Raw genomic sequence first — 17786 nt, 5'->3', positions numbered from 1 at the left:
CCGCGCGCGACAGGCGGCGTTGCGAACGCCGGTGGGTGTCCGGAGCGACCCCGCCGCCGGGCGTGGTCCCGGTCCCGCCGGACCGCGAGGGCACCGGACGTGCCCCCACGCCCTCCCCTATGGACGCCGACCCGCACCGGACCGGCTGCGAGCATCACCCGGCAGGGGCCGTGGCCGGCACGGTGCCGGGACCGGGGCGGGCCGTGGCCCGTGTGCCGCGCCCATCAGGCGACCGCAGGGGAAACGGACGGATGGCGTCACCGATTCAGCGCGCCACACAGGGCTTCGCGGCCGTGGCGGTGGCGGCCACGCTGGTGACGGTGGGGGCGGGCGTGTACGAGAGCCGGCAGCCCACCGACTGGGCCGGGGCCGCCGACGAGGGATTCCAGGACGTGCCGCGGCCGTTCGTCACACCGCCCACCACGCCACCGTCGCCGGGTCCGTCACCTGCTCCGGACACCGCGGAGACCCTGCTGCCCTCCGGGCTCACCCTTCCGGCCACGGTGTACAAGGCCTACCGCAACGCCGAGGACCGGCTGGCGCGGAGCCTGCCGGGCTGCCGGCTGGGCTGGGCGGTGCTCGCGGGGATCGGCCAGGTCGAGTCCGGTCAGGCGCGGGGCGGGGCACTCACCGCGGACGGCACGACCGTCGAACCGATCCTCGGACCGGCGCTCGACGGCGACGGGTTCGCGAGCGTGCCCGATTCGGACGGCGGACGGCTGGACGGGGACACCCGGTGGGACAGGGCGGTGGGCCCCATGCAGTTCATCCCCACCACCTGGGCGGTGTGGGGCAGCGACGGCAACGACGACGGGGCGGCGAACCCGCACAACATGTACGACGCGGCCCTGAGCGCCGGCCGTTACCTGTGCGCGGGCGGCCGGGACCTGGCCGACCCGCGTCAGTTGCGCGAGGCGCTGCTGAGCTACAACCGGTCCGACACCTACGCCGACACCGTGCTCGGCTGGATCGCCCGCTACGCCGGCACGCCGGAGCCCGACATCGTCGCCGACACGACCCGGGACCCGTCCCCGAGCCCGTCGGAATCCACGTCCGGTACCGGGTCCGAGCAGGACCCCGGACCCGAGGACACCACGGGCCCCTCCCCCGACTCGTCCACGTCGCAGCCGCCGCCGGATCCCGACGGACCGAGCCCTTCGGAGTCGTCCGACCCACCGCCCGGTCCGTCCCCGTCCCCGTCCCCCTCACCGCCGCCCGCGCCCTCGGACTTCTGGGACTGGGACTTCCTCTTCAAGTAGCGCTTCACCAGCCCGTGTTGTCTGCGTCGGACGGGCCCGGCACGGTACCGATCCGCCGGGTCCGGGGGGAGTCGGACAGCACCGCCCCCAGCAGCTTCTGCGTGTACGGGTGCCGGGGCTCACCGATGACCTGCGCGGCGGGGCCGTGCTCGACGACCGTGCCCCGGTACAGGACATGGACGTCGTCGCTGATGCGCCGGACCACGTCGAGGTCGTGGGTGATGAACAGGTAGGCCAGCCCGCGTTCCCGCTGGAGCGTCAGCAGGAGGTTGAGGATCTGCGCCTGCACCGACACGTCGAGGGCCGATGTCGGCTCGTCGCAGACCAGCAGGTCCGGTCCGGTGGCCAGTGCCCGTGCGATGCACACCCGTTGGCGCTGCCCTCCGGACAGTGTGTGCGGATAGGCCTCCGGGTCCACGGAGCCCATCCCGACCGACTCCAGCAGTTCGCCCACCCGCCGCTTGCCGCCCGGCCCGTACATGCCGTGCGCCCGCAGCGGCTCGGCCACCACCTCGTGCAGGGTGAAGCGGGGGTCGATCGACTCGTAGGGGTCCTGGAAGACCATGCCGACGCCGCGGCGGAACGCCAGCCGGGCGCCGCGGCCCCGGACGGGCGCGCCCCGGTGGTGCACGCTGCCGCCGTCGACCGCCTCGAGGCCCACGATGACGCGGGCCAGGGTGGACTTGCCCGAGCCCGACTCGCCGACCAGGCTCACCGTGGTGCCGGCGCGGATGTCGAGTGTGACGCCGTCGAGCGCGGTGAAGGACCCGTACCGCTTGGTGACGTCCCGCACGCTGAGCAGCGGCGGCTCCTTCTCTTCGGTCGTCATGAGGTGAACTCCAGGTGGTGGCAGGCCGCTTGCCGGTCCCGCGCGATGGGGCGCGGCTCGGGCAGCAGGGTCCGGCAGCGGCTGTCGTCGGCCTTCGGGCAGCGCGGGTGGAACGGGCAGCCGTCCGGGACGCCCCCGACGGGCGGGGAGCCGTTGATGGCGGCGAGGATCTGTTTGGGCCGGGCGGTCCGCCCCTCCTGGAAGCAGCGGAGCAGAGCCCGGGTGTACGGATGGGCGGGGGACTCGAACAGGGTGAGGACGTCGGCCTGTTCGACGATCCGTCCGCCGTACATCACGGCGACCCGGTCGGCGATCTCCGCCACCACCGACATGTCGTGGGTGATCCACAGGACGGTCAGTCCGCACTGGCGCTGGAGCCGGCCGACCAGGGCGAGGATGTCCGCCTGGACGGTCGTGTCGAGCGCGGTGGTCGGTTCGTCGGCGATGAGCAGCCGGGGCCGGAACGCCAGCGCGATGGCGATGACGGCGCGCTGGCGCATCCCGCCGGACAGTTCGTGCGGGTAGCGGCGCGCGACCCGCGCGGGGTCGGGGATGCCGACGTCGGCGAGGTTCTGCTCGGCGAGCGCCGCGGCCTCGCGGCGGCCCGCTCCGTGCCGGACCCGGTGGACCTCGGCGATCTGCCCGCCCACCCGCAGGACGGGGTTGAGGGCGACGGAGGCGTCCTGGGCCAGATAGGCGGCGACGCTGCCCCGGGCCTCGCGCAGCGGCCGGCCGGTCAGCGCGGCGAGGTCGGTCTCCCCGACCCGTACCGAACCGGCGGTGATGCTCGCGTCGGGGGGCAGCAGCCGGCTCGCCGCGAGCGCGAGCGTGGACTTGCCGGAGCCGGACTCGCCGACCAGGGCCGTGGTGGTCCCGGCGGGGATGTGCAGGTGCGCGTCGCGCAGCGCGGTGGTGGTGCCGTAGGACACCGTCAGGCCGCTGATCGACACAGCGTCCCCGAGCGCGACGGGGGTCGGGTCGTCGAGCACAGTCACAGCGCCTCCGTCCTGACGCGCGGGTCGATGAACATGCGGGTGACGTCGGCGGTCAGGTTGCCCAGCACGACGATCACCGCGACCACCACCACCGTGCCGGTCAGCAGGGGGCGGTCCAGGTCGGCGAACGCCTCGGTCTGCAGCAGGCCGACCCCGGGCCAGGCGAAGATCTTCTCGACGAAGACGACGCTGGAGAAGAAGACCGCCACGTCCATCCCGAGCATGGTCACCACCGGCGAGGCGGTGTTCCGGGCGACGTGCCGCAGCAGGATCCGGCGGCGGCGCAGCCCCTTGGAGACCGCGGTGCGCACATACGGGGAGGCGAGGGCGTCGCGCATGCTGTCGCGTACGACGTTGGCGTAGAAGGGGGCGCCCAGGATGCCCAGGGTGACCGCCGGCAGCACGATCTTGGCCGCGCCGGTGCCGCCGTCGATCGGGAAGAGCGGGATCTGGTAGGCGAACAGCAGCAGGAGGGCGAACCCCAGGGAGAAGGCGGGGACGGACAGCAGGCCGACGTGGAAGGTGGCCAGCAGCCAGCTGCGCTTGGGGCGCAGCGCCTCCCAGGTGCCCCACACCGTGCCGACGACGAGTTCGATGAGCAGCGCGGCGCCCGCGAGGACCGCGGTGGCCGGGATGCGGTCGAGGATCAGGGAGAGGACGGGGGCGTCCTTGGCGTAGGAGGTGCCGAGGTCACCGGTGACCGCCCCGGCGAGGTAGTGGCCCAGCTGCGCCGGCAGCGGGTCGTTCAGGTGGAGTTGTTCCCGGATGCGGGCCAGGACCTCGGGGCTCGCCTTGGGACCGGCGATGCTGCGGGCCGGGTCGCCGGGCAGCACGTACTGGAGCACGAAGGTGAGCAGCAGCACGGCCAGGATGGTGAGCAGGCCCAGGAGGATGCGGATGCCTATGCGTCGAGCCATGAGTGTCTCTTCGAGAGGGGGTTGCGCCGGTTGAGCCCTTCGGCGATGAGCACGAAGGACAGGACGGTCGCGATGACGAGGACGAGCGGGACGACCAGGGCGTGCGGTGCGTACATCATGCTGTTGGAGCCGTCGGCGAGGAGGTTGCCGAGTTCGGGTGTCGGCGGCTGGATGCCCGCGCCGAGGAAGGACAGCCCCGCGCCCACCACGACGACGGACGCGCCGTTGAGGGCCGCGATGTTCAGCAGGATCGTGGACAGATGGGGCAGGACGTGTCGCCGCAGCACGGTCCGCGGGGGGACTCCGTGGGCGAGCGCCGCCTCGACCCAGCCCCGGGCTCTGAGCCGGGTCACCTCGCCGTGCACCAGGCGGGCGGTCCAGGCCCAGTACAGGGCGGTGATGACGACGACGGCGCCGGTGCGGCCCTGGCCCACGATGCTCGCCAGGGCGAGACCCGACAGCACGGTGGGTACGGACAGGAAGACGTCGACGGTGCGCATCAGCACCTGGTCGATCCACCCGCGGTAGAAGCCGGCGACGAGTCCGACCACCGTTCCCAGGCCCACGGAGGCGAGGTTGGCGACGGCGGCGATGACGAGGGTGGAGCGCAGCCCGTGGGCGGCGCGGGCGAGCATGTCGCGCCCGATGGCGTCGGTACCGAGCGGATGGCCGGGCGTCCCCGGGCCGCCGGGCAGTCCCTGGGCGGTGAGCGATTCGGTGTGGATGCGGTAGGGCGATCCCGTGAGCGGTGCGAGCAGGGCCAGCAGACCGAGCGCCAGCAGGAGCAGCAGGCCCGTCACCCACAGGCCGCGGCCGGCGGACGCGCGTGCGGCGGCGGGCCGATGGGCGGCGGCTTTCGGGGTGACGGTCGTGGTGACGCCGAGTCCGGTCATCGCCGCTCGCCCGCCCACCTGGTACAGGACCCGTCCCGGCGGGGGCGCGGGGGCGGTGTGCCGGGGCCGGGCCGCAGCCGCGCTCCCCCGCTCCGCGCGAAGGACCCGCCGTGGGTCTCTCTGTTATGGGGCATCGCTGGTCCTCTCCTGACGTCGCCGCGGCGCGTCTCGGTGCGGGCCGCCGGACCGGACGTCCCGGAGACCGGTGCGGGATCCGGTCGCGGGGTCGAGTGCGGCTCGCATGGTCTTCTCCCTGAGGGCTGTGGTCTCCGCTGCCGCACGGCATTTCCCGGAAATCGCCGACCGGCCGTACCCGGGTCGAAATGACAATTTCCTGAGAGGAAGTGCGGGCTGGATGTGAAAAGGGGGAGGCTGTACGCATTGCGCGGTCCTGCCCAGGTCCGGTGAGCGGTCGGCTCGCCGATTCGGGTCGGAACGTGGGCGCCTACGACGGGGTGGGAGCCGATGAGCGTCCGGGACGGGCAGCTGTCTCGTCTGCGGCAGGAACCGGCGCACTCTCACCGGCCCGCAACGACTGCGCTCGGCGGGCAGGCTCTGCAGACATGGCGAGAGTAGAGACGCCGTTCGGACGCCGTCAAGGCATCGGTAACCATTGCGCCGGTGTTTGCCTGACCAATACGTAAGTCAGTGGATCGGCGGCGATCCTTTGATCACCGATCCCGCGCACTACACGATGGCGATCATTTGCGCAGGTCACATCAGATGCAAGCCGTTGAAGGCATACACCGAACGGTGATCCCCGAGTAGGGTTGGCGGACGCAGTCGCGATCTCGTTGCTGACTGATGTATCAATCACTTGGTGCAGTGAAATCGTAGGTTTTCAGTGGATTCGACGGAGCCGTACGACGGCCTGGCCAGGTACGGCTTCCGGCTGACACCTCAGTCAGCACGAGGGATAAGGTGACCGCGTGGTAAGGAAAAAGGTGGTCCTGAGGCGTGAGGAGATCCTCGACGCCACGGTGGAGCAGATCGAACAGCGCGGTATCGCGACGACCCGTATCACCGATGTGGCGAGTTCCCTGGGCGTGAGCAGCGGCCTTATCTACTACCACTTCGAGACCAAAGAGCAGTTGATCGAGGCGACGTTCGCACACGCGGCACGCCTCGAACTGGACGCGGCCCGCGCGGTGCTGTCCCGCCCCGCCCCGGTCGTCACCCGCCTCAAGGCACTGCTCAGGCTCTACAGCCCGACGGCCAAGACCGTTCCCGGATGGCGGCTGTGGATCGACGGCTACTCCGCGGGCCTGCGCGACCGGGGTCTGAGCACGGTCATGCAGGAGATGGACGAGGAGTGGAAGAGGATCTTCACCGCGCTGGTCGAGGAAGGCATGGCGAGCGGTGACTTCCACTGCGCCGACGCCCGGCGGACGGTGTGGCGGATCACCCTGTTCCTCGACGGCCTGGCCGTCCAAATGGTCGCCCGCCGCGGTCCGTTGAAGCGGGACGAGGCCATCACCTGGATGCGGGAGCACACGGCCGCGGAGCTCGGGATCGACCCGGACGTCCTGGGTTCGCGCCGCTGACCACGGCTCGGGCCGCGCCCCGGGCACGATCCGAGCGGCGCACGCGTGAGCGTCGTCGCGGGCGAGCCGGCGCCGGCACGGCCCCGGCGGCCCGCTCACGGACACGGCCCCGGCCCGTCCGCAGACCTGACCCCGGTCAGAACCCGCGCCGGATCCACTCCTCCAACTGCGGCGCCTCGGCACCCACCGTGGTGTTCTCGCCGTGCCCGGTACGGACCACCGTCTCCGGGGGCAGGGTCAGCAGCCGGGTCCGGATGGATTCGACGATGACGGGGAAACTGGAGAACGACCGGCCCGTGGCGCCCGGTCCGCCGTGGAAGAGGGTGTCCCCGGTGAAGACGGCCCCCAGTTCGGGCGCGTGGAGGCACACGGCCCCCGGCGCGTGCCCCGGGGTGTGCAGCACGGTGAGATCGACGCCCGCGACGCTCAGCCTCTGCCCGTCGCTCAGCGCGCCGTCCGGCCGCACCTCGGGGTGGGTCAGCTTCCACAGCGGCATGTCGTCGGGGTGCAGCAGGACGGGCGCGCCGGTGGCCGCGGCCAGGGCGGGAGCCGCCGCGACATGGTCGCTGTGCGCGTGGGTGCACACGATCGCCCGCAGTTCCCGCCCGGCCAGCAGCGCGAGGACGGCGTCGGCGTCGTGGGCGGCGTCGATGACGATCGCCTCACGGTCGTCGCCGACGACCCAGACGTTGTTCTCGACCTGCCGGACGCCGTCGTCCAGCGAGAACGTGCCCGAGGTGACGAGCTGGTCGACGAGGGCGCCGCTCACAGGACCACCACCGAGCGCAGCACGTCGCCGTCGTGCATCCGCGCGAAGGCGTCCTCGACGTCGCCGAGCCCGATGGTCTCGGTGACGAACGCGTCCAGGTCGATCCGGCCCTGCTGGTGCAGGTCGACCAGCATCGGGAAGTCCCGCGAGGGCAGACAGTCCCCGTACCAGGACGACTTCAGCGCGCCGCCCCGGCCGAACACGTCGAGCAGCGGCAGTTCCAGCCGCATCTCGGGGGTGGGGACACCGACGAGGACGACGGTGCCGGCGAGGTCGCGGGCGTAGAAGGCCTGACGGTAGGTCTCGGGCCTGCCCACGGCGTCGATGACGACGTCCGCGCCGAAGCCGCCGGTCAGCTCGCGCACGGCGTCGACCATGTCCGTCGCCCGGGAGTCGACCGTGTGCGTGGCGCCCATGGACCGGGCGGTCTCCAGCGTGCGGGCGTCGATGTCGACCGCGATGATCTTCGCCGCCCCGGCCAGTCGCGCCCCGACGATCGCCGCGCCGCCGACCCCGCCACAGCCGATCACCGCGACGGTGTCGCCCCGTTCGACGCCACCGGTGTTGATCGCCGCGCCGATGCCCGCCATCACACCGCAGCCGAGCAGACCGGCCACCGCCGGCGCCACCGAGGCGTCGACCTTCGTGCACTGGCCCGCGGCGACCAGCGTCTTCTCCGCGAACGCGCCGATGCCCAGCGCCGGCGACAGTTCCCGTCCGTCGGCCAGGGTCATCCTCTGCCGGGCGTTGTGGGTGTCGAAGCAGTACCAGGGGCGTCCGCGCAGACAGGCCCGGCAGTGGCCGCACACGGCACGCCAGTTGAGGATCACGAAGTCGCCCGGCGCGACGTCGGTGACGTCCGGGCCGACCTGCTCGACCACACCGGCGGCCTCATGGCCGAGCAGGAACGGGAAGTCGTCGCCGATACCGCCCTGTTTGTAGTGCAGGTCCGTGTGGCAGACCCCGCACGCCTGGATCCGGACCACCGCCTCCCCCGGCCCGGCGTCGGGCACGAGCACCGTCTCGACCCGTACCGGTTCGTTCTTCCCGAGGGCCACGACCCCCTGCACGCGCTGCGTCATCGCACGTTCCTTCCTCGCCGTCCGTGATCCGTACGCCCGCCGCCGTCGCGCCCGGCCGTCACCGGATGTCGGCCCCGGCGGGCGGGCGCCGACCCAGGGGACCGTACGGCTGTACTGATTCGCGAGTCAATATTCGGCGTCGGCGATGCCGTCGCGGTGAGGCGAAATCATCGTCCGGCGCCGTGCGCAATTGCGCAGAGGCCCTCGTATTCAGGGTCCTCCGGCCCGACCCTTGACACAGAACGGAGGCATCGATTGACTGAATCGACGGTCAATATCATGTTCCGTTCTCTCCGCTGAGCCGTAGTCCTGACCCCGGAGGCACACCTCCTTCGCAGGGCGCCACCTCTGGACCGGATCGAGGAATACATGTCTGCGCCTGTGAAACGCCGCACCGCTCTGCTGGGCATGGGGCTCGGCGCCTCGTCGGCGCTGCTGTCCGGCTGCCTGCGCGGCAGCGACGTGGCGGTGACGCCCCGCAGGGGCGACATCACTCCCCCCTCCCGCCTGGCCCCGGGTCCCGAGGTGCGGGGACTCGTCCGCCGCGGCGGGCGGGTGATCACGTCCTGGGCCGAGGAGGCGCTGACCTACGATCCCGCGCTGGCCTGGGACTTCCAAGCCTGGGAGGCCATCAGCACGGTCCTCAACACCCCGCTCCTCCAACTGGACGGGGCCAGCGGCGGCCCGGCGCCCAGCGCGGCCGCCGCCCTTCCCTCGGTCTCCTCCGACGGACGCACCTACACGATCCGGCTGCGCCGCGACGTGCGCTTCCACAACGGCCGCCCCGTCGTGGCGGACGACTACATCTACTCCTGGAGCCGCGTACTGGACCCCGACCTGGCGTCGTGGGCGAGCAGCTTCCTCTCCAGCATCCGCGGGGCACGGGCGTACAACGAGGGCAAGGCCCAACGTGTCACCGGCCTCCAGCGGCTGGACGACCACACACTGCGGGTGCGCCTGGAGGAGCCCGACATCACCTTCCCGTACGTGCTGTGCCAGCCCTACACGGCAGCCGTGCCCCGCGAGGAGGTCGAGCGCCTCGGCAAGGACTTCGGACGGCGGCCGGTGGGCACCGGTCCCTTCATGATCGCCTCGTACGACCGGTCGGGGCGCAAGGCGGTGTTCCGCCGCAACCCCCGCTACTTCTGGACCGGCACCCCGTTCATCGACTCCGTCGAGTTCCGCTGGGGCACCAGCAGCGAACTCGGCCTCCTCCAGCTGCGCAAGAGCCAGACGTCCATCCTCGGCGACGGGGTCCCCAGCTCGCTCGCCCCGCAGATCCGCGCCGACCCGAGCCTCGGCGAGAAGTACACCCAGGAGATACCCGTGCTCGGCACGGGCTGGCTCGCCGTCAACTTCAACCGCCCGGAGCTGCGCGACCGGCGCGTCCGCCAGGCCCTCAACCACGCCACCGACCGGGAGAACCTGCTCAAGCTCACCTACGGCACGGAACTGCCCTGGGGGCTCCCGCTGCCCAAGGGACTCACCGACTACGAGCGGACCGCCGAGCCGTACACCTACGACCCGGACCGGGCCGGGCGGCTGCTGCGGGACGCCGGGGTGAAGAAGCTGCGCCTGAGCTACCTCTACACCCGGAAGGACCCCTGGCTGAACATCACCCAGGTCCTCCAGCAGCAGTGGGCGCAGGCGGGTATCGAGCTGGACCTGAACCTGATGTCGGAGGGCGCCTTCGACGAGGCCACGTACGCCAAGCAGGGCGACGTCTACCCCACCCAGTGGCTGATGGCGATGCCCAACGGCCTCGACCTGGCCGCGCAGTGCTTCGGCTCGGACGGCTCCGGCAACTACACCGGCTACAGCAACAAGAAGGTGGACGCGCTGCTCGCCGAGGCGCGCCGCCAGGACAGCGAGAAGCGCTGCAACGCGATCCTGGCCGAGGCCGAGGAAGTCCTCGTCAAGGACGCGCCCGGCGTGTTCCTGTCGTCCAAGCGGATCGTGACCGCACGCACCCCCCTGCTCCAGAACTTCCGGGCCAGGGGCGAGACGGGCACCTACTACGACCGTCTCTGGCTGGGCTGACCGAGCGCGGCACCCTTCTTCACCACGGGGCGACGGTCCTCCCGCCGGGCGCCTCGCCTTGCTGCGTGGCCGGTCGGCCGTGCCCGCTCGCCCGCGTACCGGCCGTCGCGTCGTACGGCACGCCTCCGGCGAACACCATTGCTGCCACCCCAGGAGAAAGTGTCATGGTCACCGCCCCTTCGGCGCCCGCGCGCGGCCTGTCCCCCGGGCGCTGGGAGTACCACGTCGCCCTCGTCGCCCTCACCGCCGCCACGGCCGTGTGGGGCTGGGCCTACCTCACCGTGGTCTGGCTGCTGCCCGAGATGAGTGTCTCCAGCATGGTGACCGTCCGCTTCGCCGTGGCGGGAGCCGTGCTCGTGCTGCTGCGGCCCCGCGCGGTGCTGTCGGTGGGGCGCCGCCCCGCGGTCGTCGGGATGCTCACCGGTGCCTGCCTGGGCACGGCCACCCTCCTCCAGATCCAGGGGCAGCACCATCTGTCGGCGGCCGAGTCCGGGTTCCTGAGTTCGCTGTTCGTCGTCCTCACCCCGCTGGTCGCCCGGGCGGCCTTCCGCGTGCGGGTGTCCGCCGCGGTGTGGGCCGCCGTGGTGGTGGCGACGGCGGGACTCGCGATCATCTCCTTCAACGGGGTGAGCGTGGGCGTCGGCAGCTGGCTGACACTGGCGGGCGCCCTCGGCTACGCGGCCCAGATGGTGCTGCTGTCCCAGTTCGGCGACCGGCGGGCCGTCTACGGGATGACGGCGGTGCAGTTGCTCAGCGCGGGACTGATCGCCTCGGTGGGACTGCCGGGCTCCGGCCTGGATCTCCCGGACACCCCGGCCGGCTGGTGGTGGCTGGTCTATCTGACCCTCATGGCGACCCTGTTCATGTACGGGGTCCAGACATGGGCGCAGGCACGGATCCCGGCGGCGGTCGCGGCCGTCGTCCTGGCCTGTGAACCGCTGTTCGTCTCCGCGTTCAGCTTCCTGGTCGGCACACCGCCGGGCGCCCGCACGCTCATCGGGGGCCTGTTCATCCTGTTCGCCATGTATCTGGTCCTCTCACGTCCGGCCGAGGAGTCAAAGCCGGTCTGACAGCGGTGGAAACGGGAGTTCCACGCTGGGCTACGACCGGCAGGCCCGCCCCTCGACGCGGATGTCGGACAGCCAGGTGTCCCCGGCCGCGCGGCCCCGCAGCACCAGCCCGATCACGACCGTCTCGCCCGGCGTGTACGCGCGGTTGTAGTCCGCGGCGGTCACCGTGACGCGGTCGCCCTGCCGGGTGTAGGTGCCGTGCCAGACCTCGACGTCGACGCCGTCCGGCACCCGGAACGTCACGACCCAGCCCCGCTCGAGCGCGTGCCGCGACGAGAGTTCCAGGTCGGCCTGGACTCCGTCGGGCCACGTGTTCTGCACGTCGAACGTCGCGGTGCAGGCCGGTGGCGCGGCGGGCGCCCGCCCACGGGGCGGCGGATCGGACGCGGCACTCGGCGGCGGTGCGGACCCGGTGGACGACGGCTCGGCGCCGGAAGACTCTTCGGGAGGTTCGGCGGTGTCGGCGGGCCCGGGTTCGTCGGCCCCGGCTCCGGGCTGCTCGGGGAAGCCGGGGGTGATCTGCCCCGGCGCTTCCGTCACGCCCGGCGGCCGGTCGGCCCGCGGCGGCGCGTCGTCCCCGCGCACGTACAGCGCGGCCACCAGCAGCACCAGGCCGACCGCCACACCCGCCGCGCGCAGCGCGTGCCGCCGGTCCCGCAGCCCGCCGGACGGGCGGGGCGGTGCCGCGCTGCGGTCCGCCGGGCGCGGCACCGTCGCGGCCGGGACCTCCGCCAGTTGCCTGCGCCTTCTCGCCGCGTACGCGGAGCCGTTCCAGCGCAGCGCGGCCTCGGCGATCACCGAGGGCAGCAGATTGCTGTCGATCCTCAGACATGCGAAGGCCTCGGTGCAGTCGCGGCACTGGTTGAGGTGCTCCAGGAGGTCGACCGGCGTGGCGGGGGCGCTCTGCCGGGCGGTGGCGTCCAGCAGACCGGCGTAGGTACGGCACACGGGGTTCTGGAGCCGTAGGTTGTGCGCCAGCCAGCCGCGCTCCCGGAACTCGGCCGTCACCCTGCGGACGTCCTCCGCGACGTCGGTACGGCTGCTGCCCAGCCGCCGGGCGATGACCGTGTCGGGCAGCCCCTCGACGCAGGCCCACCACAGCAGTTCGCCGTCCGGCTCGTCCAGCGCGCGCAGGCTGCGCAGGGCCAGCGGCTCTCCGGCGTCCTCCCAGGGTCCGCGCCCGGCCCCGGCGTCGCCCAGCCGGTCCAGCAGCCCGGCGGACAGCCGGTCCCGCTCCTCGGGCGACGCGGCCCACGCGACGGCGGTGTCGAGGACGGCGTTCAGCGCGACGGGGACGGAGGGCAGCCCGCGGGAGGAGCCCTGCCCGGGGGTGCTCCGGGCCCGTTCGTCCGCCTGCGCGGCAAGTCGTTCGGCGGAGGCGGCGTCACGGGTGCACAGTCCCGCGTACGTCAGCGCCGGGCCCGGCTCGCCGTCCCACAGCTCGCGTCCGATCTGCCGGGTGAGCGGCGCGGAGTCGACGACTGACCGGCGGGCCGGCGGGCGGCGGGTGAGCAGGTGCGACAAGAATCCTCCTTCAGCCGTGCTTCCCGGGGAGGCCGGTGACCGTCCGCCGTACGGCGAGGGAGTCACCGTGGGTCGCGGTGGCCCCGATCCTTTTCGCCGTGCGCGCTCGTGCGGCGTCGAGACTGGCACGACGAACCCCGCCGGAACAAGATTCACTTCGGGGCCGTATTTCCCGGGGCTGCCCGGGCTGTAAAGGCGCTTCCGAACGTGCGCGGCCACCACACCGGGCCCGCGGAAAGCAGCTCCGCGGCGCGCGGTCGTCGATCGTGTCGGCATGTCGTCGTTCCGGGCGGGAAAACAGCCAGTGAGCGGCACTTGTGACGACCCGAGGAATCCACCGGCCACGGTCCGGTCGTGGCTGCGGGCACCCGGCGGGCATCACCCCAGGTGGGAGGACGCACCCCGCCGATTCGCCCGCTCTCCGCGTCGACCGCCGCCCCTACGGGGGCGACGCTCCGGCCGTAACCCTGAGCAACAGCCGTGCGTGGCCGCGCCGTTCGCCAGTCGCGGTCGCCCGGGGGTGATCCCGCACCGCGGCCGCGGTGCTTCCAGCCGGATCCAGAGCGCGCACGGGGTACGGGGTGCACCCCTTTCGAAGATTGCCGTCCCCTCCCAACTCCCGTACTGGAGAGTAGGAATATCTGTTCGCCCCAGAAATGCTCAACCTGCGTGAGCAATCGCTCGCCAGCTACAAGGGGACAAAAGCGCCCGCGGGTTTTTCGGCGCGCGCCAAGCTCGGGGACCCGGGAGCGGGTTAAGGCTCTTTCGGGGGGTTGATAACGCAAGCCCTTTCGCCGTGAAAAAGATTTCCCGCAGAACAGAGGCGTCGCGCGTCCCTCGGGACCACTTTTCGGCCTCACCCACCCGGGCACTGACTGGAATTCGCCTCGACCGGGCGACACCCTCGACCGCCCCTCCAGGACGGACACCCCGAGCGGAGCGGGTGGCCGCCGCCCGCCAGGCGGAGGGTCCAGGGACGGAACCCGGGGCAGGGACCGGGACCGGACCCTGCTCGGTCCCTGGCATAAAAACCCAGGTCAGAGCCTTGTCCAGCCTCTTCTGAGGGACTGAAGGGACTCAACTCGCCTATTATCAGCGCACATACGCATAGGTAAGATATACATACTTGTGTATGTATGCACACGCGCGTACACACATACGAAACAATGCATACTCCGCTGATAAATAGGGATCTCAGTCCCTTCAGACCCTGTTCAGCCGTCGAGAAGGCCTCTGACCGGCAAAAACACCCCAGGGACCGAAGGTACTGAAGCACTACCGGGTTCAGACCCTGTCCGGCCGGGTCCCTCGTTCCGTCGGCTCGGAGCAACCGGATTTCCGCCGAACCGATGGAAGACGGCATGTGCCCCCGACCGGCTCCGGCGGGCTTCTTGCTGGAACTTTCGTAAGGGACTCAAGGGACCGGAGAGCTGGTAGAACGTGGTGCGATGCACTGTTCCTTCCGTCCCCCGGCTCGACCACACCCGCGCAGAACGGTCCCCGACGTCCCTGCCGCTGTGGTCCTCTCGCCTGTGCGTCGGCGACTGCCGGGTGCCGGGCGGTGGGCCGGCAAACCCCACAAGGACGACCACGTGCTGACGACCGCGAACAACTCCCCTGCCGCACCGGTGGAGGTGGCGCGCTGGTGCGCCTCGCGCGGCTGGCCCGTCCATCCGCTCGCCCTGGGCCGCAAGACGCCCGCGGGGAACTGCGCGGCGTGCAGAGCGCACCCCCACAGGCCGCAGGACTGCCCGTGCCTGGCCCGGGGAGGCTGGTGCCACGGTTTCCACGCGGCCACCACGGACACGCGGCTCCTGGACAGCTGGTGGTCGGCCAACCCCGGTTTCGGGGTGGGTGTTTCCTGCGGGGCCGCGCGCCTGGTGGTGGTCGACGTCGACGCCCACTCCGTGCCGGTCCCGGAGCGGGCCAGGCTCCTGCCCGGGATCCGCATCGACGACCGGGTCGACCTGTCCGGCATGACCACCGGGTTCGACACCCTCGCCCTGCTCGCCGCCTACCGCGGCCGCCCCGATCCCGCCGAGGACGTGTCGACCCTCAGAGTCCGCACACCCTCCGGAGGGCTGCACGTCTGGTACGACGCCTCCGCCCACCCCACGCTGTTCCGCTCCTCGACCGGCTCCGGCTCCCGGGCCGCCCTCGCCTGGCAGGTGGACGTCCGCGCGGACGGCGGGTACATCGTCGCCCCCGGCACCCGCACCCAGGACGGCGACTACCGCCCCGTCGGCCCGGCGCGGGCTCCGGCGCCCCTGCCGGGCTGGCTGGCGGACGAGTTGCTGCGCACCGGCCACGGGGAAGACCCGCTCCCCCGCCGTACGGCCGCCACAGCCCCCGCCACGGCCCGTGCCGGGGCGGCCGGCACCGGAGAGGCGCGGCGGGTGCTCGGGCCCCTGCTCGACGAGGTGCGCGAGTGCGCCGCGACACCCGAGGGCGCGGGGTTCAGCGAGAAGCTCAACCGGGCCGCGTACACGGCCGGGGGACTCGTCGCCGCGGGCTCCCTCGCCGCCGACGAGGCCCGCGGGCTGCTGCACGACGCCGCCGAGGCCGCGCGGCCGTGGCAGTCCCGGCGCAACGACCGCATCATCGAAGGCGGGCTCGACGCCGGCCACCGGCATCCGTTCCGACTCCGGGAGAGCCCGTGAGCGGCGGCAGGAGCGTGCGGTTCGACGCGGGGGCGGCCGCACAGCAGATGCTCGAGTTCGAGAGCCTGGAGGGGCCCCTGACGCCCTCCGTGCCCGCCCAGGGCGGTCCCCCGCCGACCGGCGCGGCGCACGCCGTCAACGACCGCGATCTGCCGGGGACGTTGACGGACCGGGGGAACGCGAAGCTGTTCGTGGAGCGGTTCCGTGGGCGGTTCCGGCATGTGGACGGGCTGGGCTGGTTCGCGTGGGACGGCTACCGGTGGAAGCGCACCGGCGGTGAGAAGGCCGCACTGTGGGCGGCCGGCGAAATGGCCGAAGCCATGCCGCTGCGCGACCCGAGCGGTCGCTTCAGCGAGCGGGAGCTGCACATGCACCGCAGGCGGACGCTGTCGACCGCCGGGGTCAAGGCGCTGCTGACCCAGGCGAAGGCCTCTCCCAGCCTGTCCGTCGACCCCGACGAGCTGGACGGTGACCCCTACGCCCTGTGCACCCCGGCGGGGGTGATCGACCTGTACACGGGTCTGCTCAGTGATCCCGATCCGGAGAAGGGCTGTCACTCCCGTGCCACCAGCGTCGCTCCCCAGGACATGCCGATCCCCCGCTGGCACCGGTTCTTGACGGACACGTTCGGTGGGGACGCGGAAGGGCGGGAGATGATCGAGTTCCTGCACCTGCTGCTCGGCTACTCCGTCACCGGCGACGTCGGCGCACAAGTGCTCCCGTTCCTGCACGGCGAGGGAAAGAACGGCAAGTCCGTCCTGCTCGACGTGATGATGCAGATCCTCGGCGACTACGCCGACGCCGCCCCACCCGGCTTCCTCATGGACCGCGGCTCCTTCTCCGAACACTCCACCGAACTCACCGAACTCCACGGCCGACGCCTCATCGTCTGCAGCGAACTCAAACCCAACGACAAATTCGACGAAGCCCGCGTCCGCCTCCTCACCGGCGGCGACAAAATCAAAGCCCGCCGCATGCGCCAGGACTTCTTCTCCTTCACCCCCACCCACCACCTCTGGCTCCTCGGCAACCACCGCCCCGAAGTCTCCACCGGCGGCTTCGCCTTCTGGCGCCGCATACGCCTCATCCCCTTCGAACGCGTCGTCCCCGACGAAGCCAAAATCGACAACCTCGCCCTCGAACTCGTCCGCGACGAAGGACCCGGCATCCTCCAATGGCTCCTCACCGGAGCACACCGATACCTCACCACCCGCAACACCCTCGCCGGCCCCGACCGCGTCCGCATCGCCACCCACGCCTACGCAGCCACCGAAGACCACATCGGACGCTTCCTCACCGAATGCTGCACCCAAAACACCAACACAGAAACCGGACACGGTACCGAACTCCGCACCGAACAAGGCCACCTCTACACCGCCTACAGCGCCTGGTGCAGCACCACCGAAGGCATCCGCCCCGCCAACGCCCGCGTCTTCGCCCAACGCGTCCGACAAGAAGTCGGCCTCACCACCCCCGCAGACATGATCAAATCCAACGGCCGGAAGTACTACCCCGGCATCGCCCTGGTGGTGGACTAGGTGTCCCTGAATGATCGCGATCGGAGAGCACGGGGGGCAGAACCCCTCGCAGCTCTCGCCCGTGCCTCATACGATGGCATCATGTGGGGCACCGGGCCCGGCTCCGGACGGCAAGGTCCGGCGGGCTTCGGCGACGTGCGTCGTACCAGGTCCCCCTTGTCGGGCCCTCTGACGAACACGAACTGTGGCCGCCCCCCGGCCGGATGGACCAGGAAGGGATCCCACCCATGAGTTCGCTGCTGAGCGACAGCGATCTCGCCCACGAAGCGCAAGTGGTGTGGTTGGAGAACGTGGGCGGCCTCGACTATGTACGCCAAGCCCTCGACAAGACGCCGCGCCGGCGGAACAAGCCGCGCTACGCCCGTGACGGCCGCATGGTCGGATACACGGAGCTCGACGACTCGGCCCCGGCCGACCCGGACAGCGGACTGTACCGGCGGCGCGTGTTCTTCCTCCTCCCGCACGACCGGGACAACCAGCCCGACGGGCTCTACCAGGAGGGCGCCCCCGGGGAGGCCGTCGATCCGCGGACCATCCGCCCCAGAAAGGTCGGCGAGAAGACCCCGCGGTCACAGCGTGGCCCGGCCCCGCTGACCGCTCCGGCCAAGCCCGCCGTGGACAGCCTGCCCGGCTGAAACGGGCCGGGCCCGGCACAGGACCGGTGGT

14 protein-coding genes are annotated in these 17786 nt (G+C 71.7%); 7 read left to right on the top strand and 7 right to left on the bottom strand.

Annotated elements, in window-relative coordinates; genetic code table 11:
* Window positions 1-251 precede the first annotated feature (251 nt).
* On the top strand, window positions 252-1259 hold the full coding sequence (locus DN051_RS41635) for a lytic transglycosylase domain-containing protein (protein ID WP_112443010.1): 1008 nt from the start codon (window positions 252-254) through the stop codon (window positions 1257-1259).
* Window positions 1260-1263: 4 nt separating this feature from the next.
* Here the strand turns inward: DN051_RS41635 and DN051_RS41630 are convergent, their stop codons facing one another.
* The 4 genes from DN051_RS41630 to DN051_RS41615 are packed head-to-tail and all read right to left on the bottom strand — an operon-like array spanning window position 1264 to window position 4893.
* A complete protein-coding gene (locus DN051_RS41630) occupies window positions 1264-2088 on the bottom strand; it encodes an ABC transporter ATP-binding protein (RefSeq protein WP_112443009.1) in 825 nt (274 codons plus the stop codon).
* The gene (locus DN051_RS41625; protein ID WP_199840437.1) at window positions 2085-3083 is read right to left on the bottom strand and encodes an ABC transporter ATP-binding protein; all 999 of its coding nucleotides are present in this window, start codon (window positions 3081-3083) and stop codon (window positions 2085-2087) included. The genes DN051_RS41630 and DN051_RS41625 overlap by 4 nt, the downstream gene beginning before the upstream one ends.
* Window positions 3080-4000 (bottom strand): ABC transporter permease, encoded by a 921-nt coding sequence (locus DN051_RS41620; protein WP_199315044.1) that lies wholly within the window; start codon window positions 3998-4000, stop codon window positions 3080-3082. The genes DN051_RS41625 and DN051_RS41620 overlap by 4 nt, the downstream gene beginning before the upstream one ends.
* Entirely contained in the window at window positions 3985-4893 is a 909-nt protein-coding gene (locus DN051_RS41615; RefSeq protein WP_053763237.1) for an ABC transporter permease, read from the bottom strand. The genes DN051_RS41620 and DN051_RS41615 overlap by 16 nt, the downstream gene beginning before the upstream one ends.
* A gap of 929 nt (window positions 4894-5822) precedes the next feature.
* Here DN051_RS41615 and DN051_RS41610 point away from each other — a divergent pair.
* The gene (locus DN051_RS41610; RefSeq protein ID WP_063797408.1) at window positions 5823-6437 is read left to right on the top strand and encodes a TetR/AcrR family transcriptional regulator; all 615 of its coding nucleotides are present in this window, start codon (window positions 5823-5825) and stop codon (window positions 6435-6437) included.
* Between the two features lie 136 nt (window positions 6438-6573).
* Here the strand turns inward: DN051_RS41610 and DN051_RS41605 are convergent, their stop codons facing one another.
* Window positions 6574-7206: an MBL fold metallo-hydrolase gene (locus tag DN051_RS41605; RefSeq protein WP_112443008.1), complete on the bottom strand. Its 633-nt coding sequence runs from the start codon at window positions 7204-7206 to the stop codon at window positions 6574-6576.
* Window positions 7203-8288 (bottom strand): S-(hydroxymethyl)mycothiol dehydrogenase, encoded by a 1086-nt coding sequence (locus DN051_RS41600; RefSeq protein WP_112443007.1) that lies wholly within the window; start codon window positions 8286-8288, stop codon window positions 7203-7205. Before DN051_RS41600 ends, DN051_RS41605 begins: the two co-directional genes overlap by 4 nt.
* A gap of 369 nt (window positions 8289-8657) precedes the next feature.
* Here DN051_RS41600 and DN051_RS41595 point away from each other — a divergent pair, with 369 nt between their 5' ends.
* The gene (locus DN051_RS41595) at window positions 8658-10328 is read left to right on the top strand and encodes an ABC transporter substrate-binding protein (protein ID WP_053763233.1); all 1671 of its coding nucleotides are present in this window, start codon (window positions 8658-8660) and stop codon (window positions 10326-10328) included.
* Between the two features lie 164 nt (window positions 10329-10492).
* On the top strand, window positions 10493-11398 hold the full coding sequence (locus DN051_RS41590) for a DMT family transporter (protein ID WP_112443006.1): 906 nt from the start codon (window positions 10493-10495) through the stop codon (window positions 11396-11398).
* Window positions 11399-11428: 30 nt separating this feature from the next.
* On the opposite strand, the gene DN051_RS41585 is transcribed toward DN051_RS41590, so the two are convergent.
* Complete coding sequence (locus DN051_RS41585) at window positions 11429-12922, bottom strand: cellulose binding domain-containing protein (protein WP_162625169.1); 1494 nt, start codon at window positions 12920-12922, stop codon at window positions 11429-11431.
* A 1592-nt stretch (window positions 12923-14514) separates the two neighbouring features.
* On the opposite strand from DN051_RS41585, the gene DN051_RS41580 reads away from it, so the two are divergent.
* The 3 genes from DN051_RS41580 (at window position 14515) to DN051_RS41570 (ending at window position 17755) form a co-directional block, all read left to right on the top strand.
* Window positions 14515-15582 carry a bifunctional DNA primase/polymerase gene (locus DN051_RS41580; RefSeq protein WP_425471815.1) on the top strand — a complete coding sequence of 356 codons (1068 nt, stop codon included), beginning with the start codon at window positions 14515-14517 and terminating at the stop codon, window positions 15580-15582.
* Between the two features lie 47 nt (window positions 15583-15629).
* Window positions 15630-17120, top strand: coding sequence for a DNA primase family protein (locus tag DN051_RS41575; RefSeq protein ID WP_112443368.1), 1491 nt, complete (start codon window positions 15630-15632; stop codon window positions 17118-17120).
* 227 nt (window positions 17121-17347) lie between these two features.
* Complete coding sequence (locus DN051_RS41570) at window positions 17348-17755, top strand: DUF6009 family protein (protein WP_053758782.1); 408 nt, start codon at window positions 17348-17350, stop codon at window positions 17753-17755.
* Window positions 17756-17786: the final 31 nt, after the last annotated feature.

This window comes from Streptomyces cadmiisoli, assembly GCF_003261055.1.
Taxonomy (GTDB): domain Bacteria; phylum Actinomycetota; class Actinomycetes; order Streptomycetales; family Streptomycetaceae; genus Streptomyces; species Streptomyces cadmiisoli.
This window is presented reverse-complemented; position numbering and strand designations above follow the sequence as displayed.

What these genes read in the sequence shown, in the direction of transcription:
- DN051_RS41635 (WP_112443010.1), top strand. Translation starts at nt 252, where the DNA reads ATGGCGTCACCGATTCAGCGCGCCACACAGGGCTTCGCGGCCGTGGCG.
- DN051_RS41630 (WP_112443009.1), bottom strand. Translation starts at nt 2,088, where the DNA reads ATGACGACCGAAGAGAAGGAGCCGCCGCTGCTCAGCGTGCGGGACGTC.
- DN051_RS41620 (WP_199315044.1), bottom strand. Translation starts at nt 4,000, where the DNA reads ATGGCTCGACGCATAGGCATCCGCATCCTCCTGGGCCTGCTCACCATC.
- DN051_RS41615 (WP_053763237.1), bottom strand. Translation starts at nt 4,893, where the DNA reads ATGACCGGACTCGGCGTCACCACGACCGTCACCCCGAAAGCCGCCGCC.
- DN051_RS41600 (WP_112443007.1), bottom strand. Translation starts at nt 8,288, where the DNA reads ATGACGCAGCGCGTGCAGGGGGTCGTGGCCCTCGGGAAGAACGAACCG.
- DN051_RS41595 (WP_053763233.1), top strand. Translation starts at nt 8,658, where the DNA reads ATGTCTGCGCCTGTGAAACGCCGCACCGCTCTGCTGGGCATGGGGCTC.
- DN051_RS41590 (WP_112443006.1), top strand. Translation starts at nt 10,493, where the DNA reads ATGGTCACCGCCCCTTCGGCGCCCGCGCGCGGCCTGTCCCCCGGGCGC.
- DN051_RS41575 (WP_112443368.1), top strand. Translation starts at nt 15,630, where the DNA reads ATGCTCGAGTTCGAGAGCCTGGAGGGGCCCCTGACGCCCTCCGTGCCC.
- DN051_RS41570 (WP_053758782.1), top strand. Translation starts at nt 17,348, where the DNA reads ATGAGTTCGCTGCTGAGCGACAGCGATCTCGCCCACGAAGCGCAAGTG.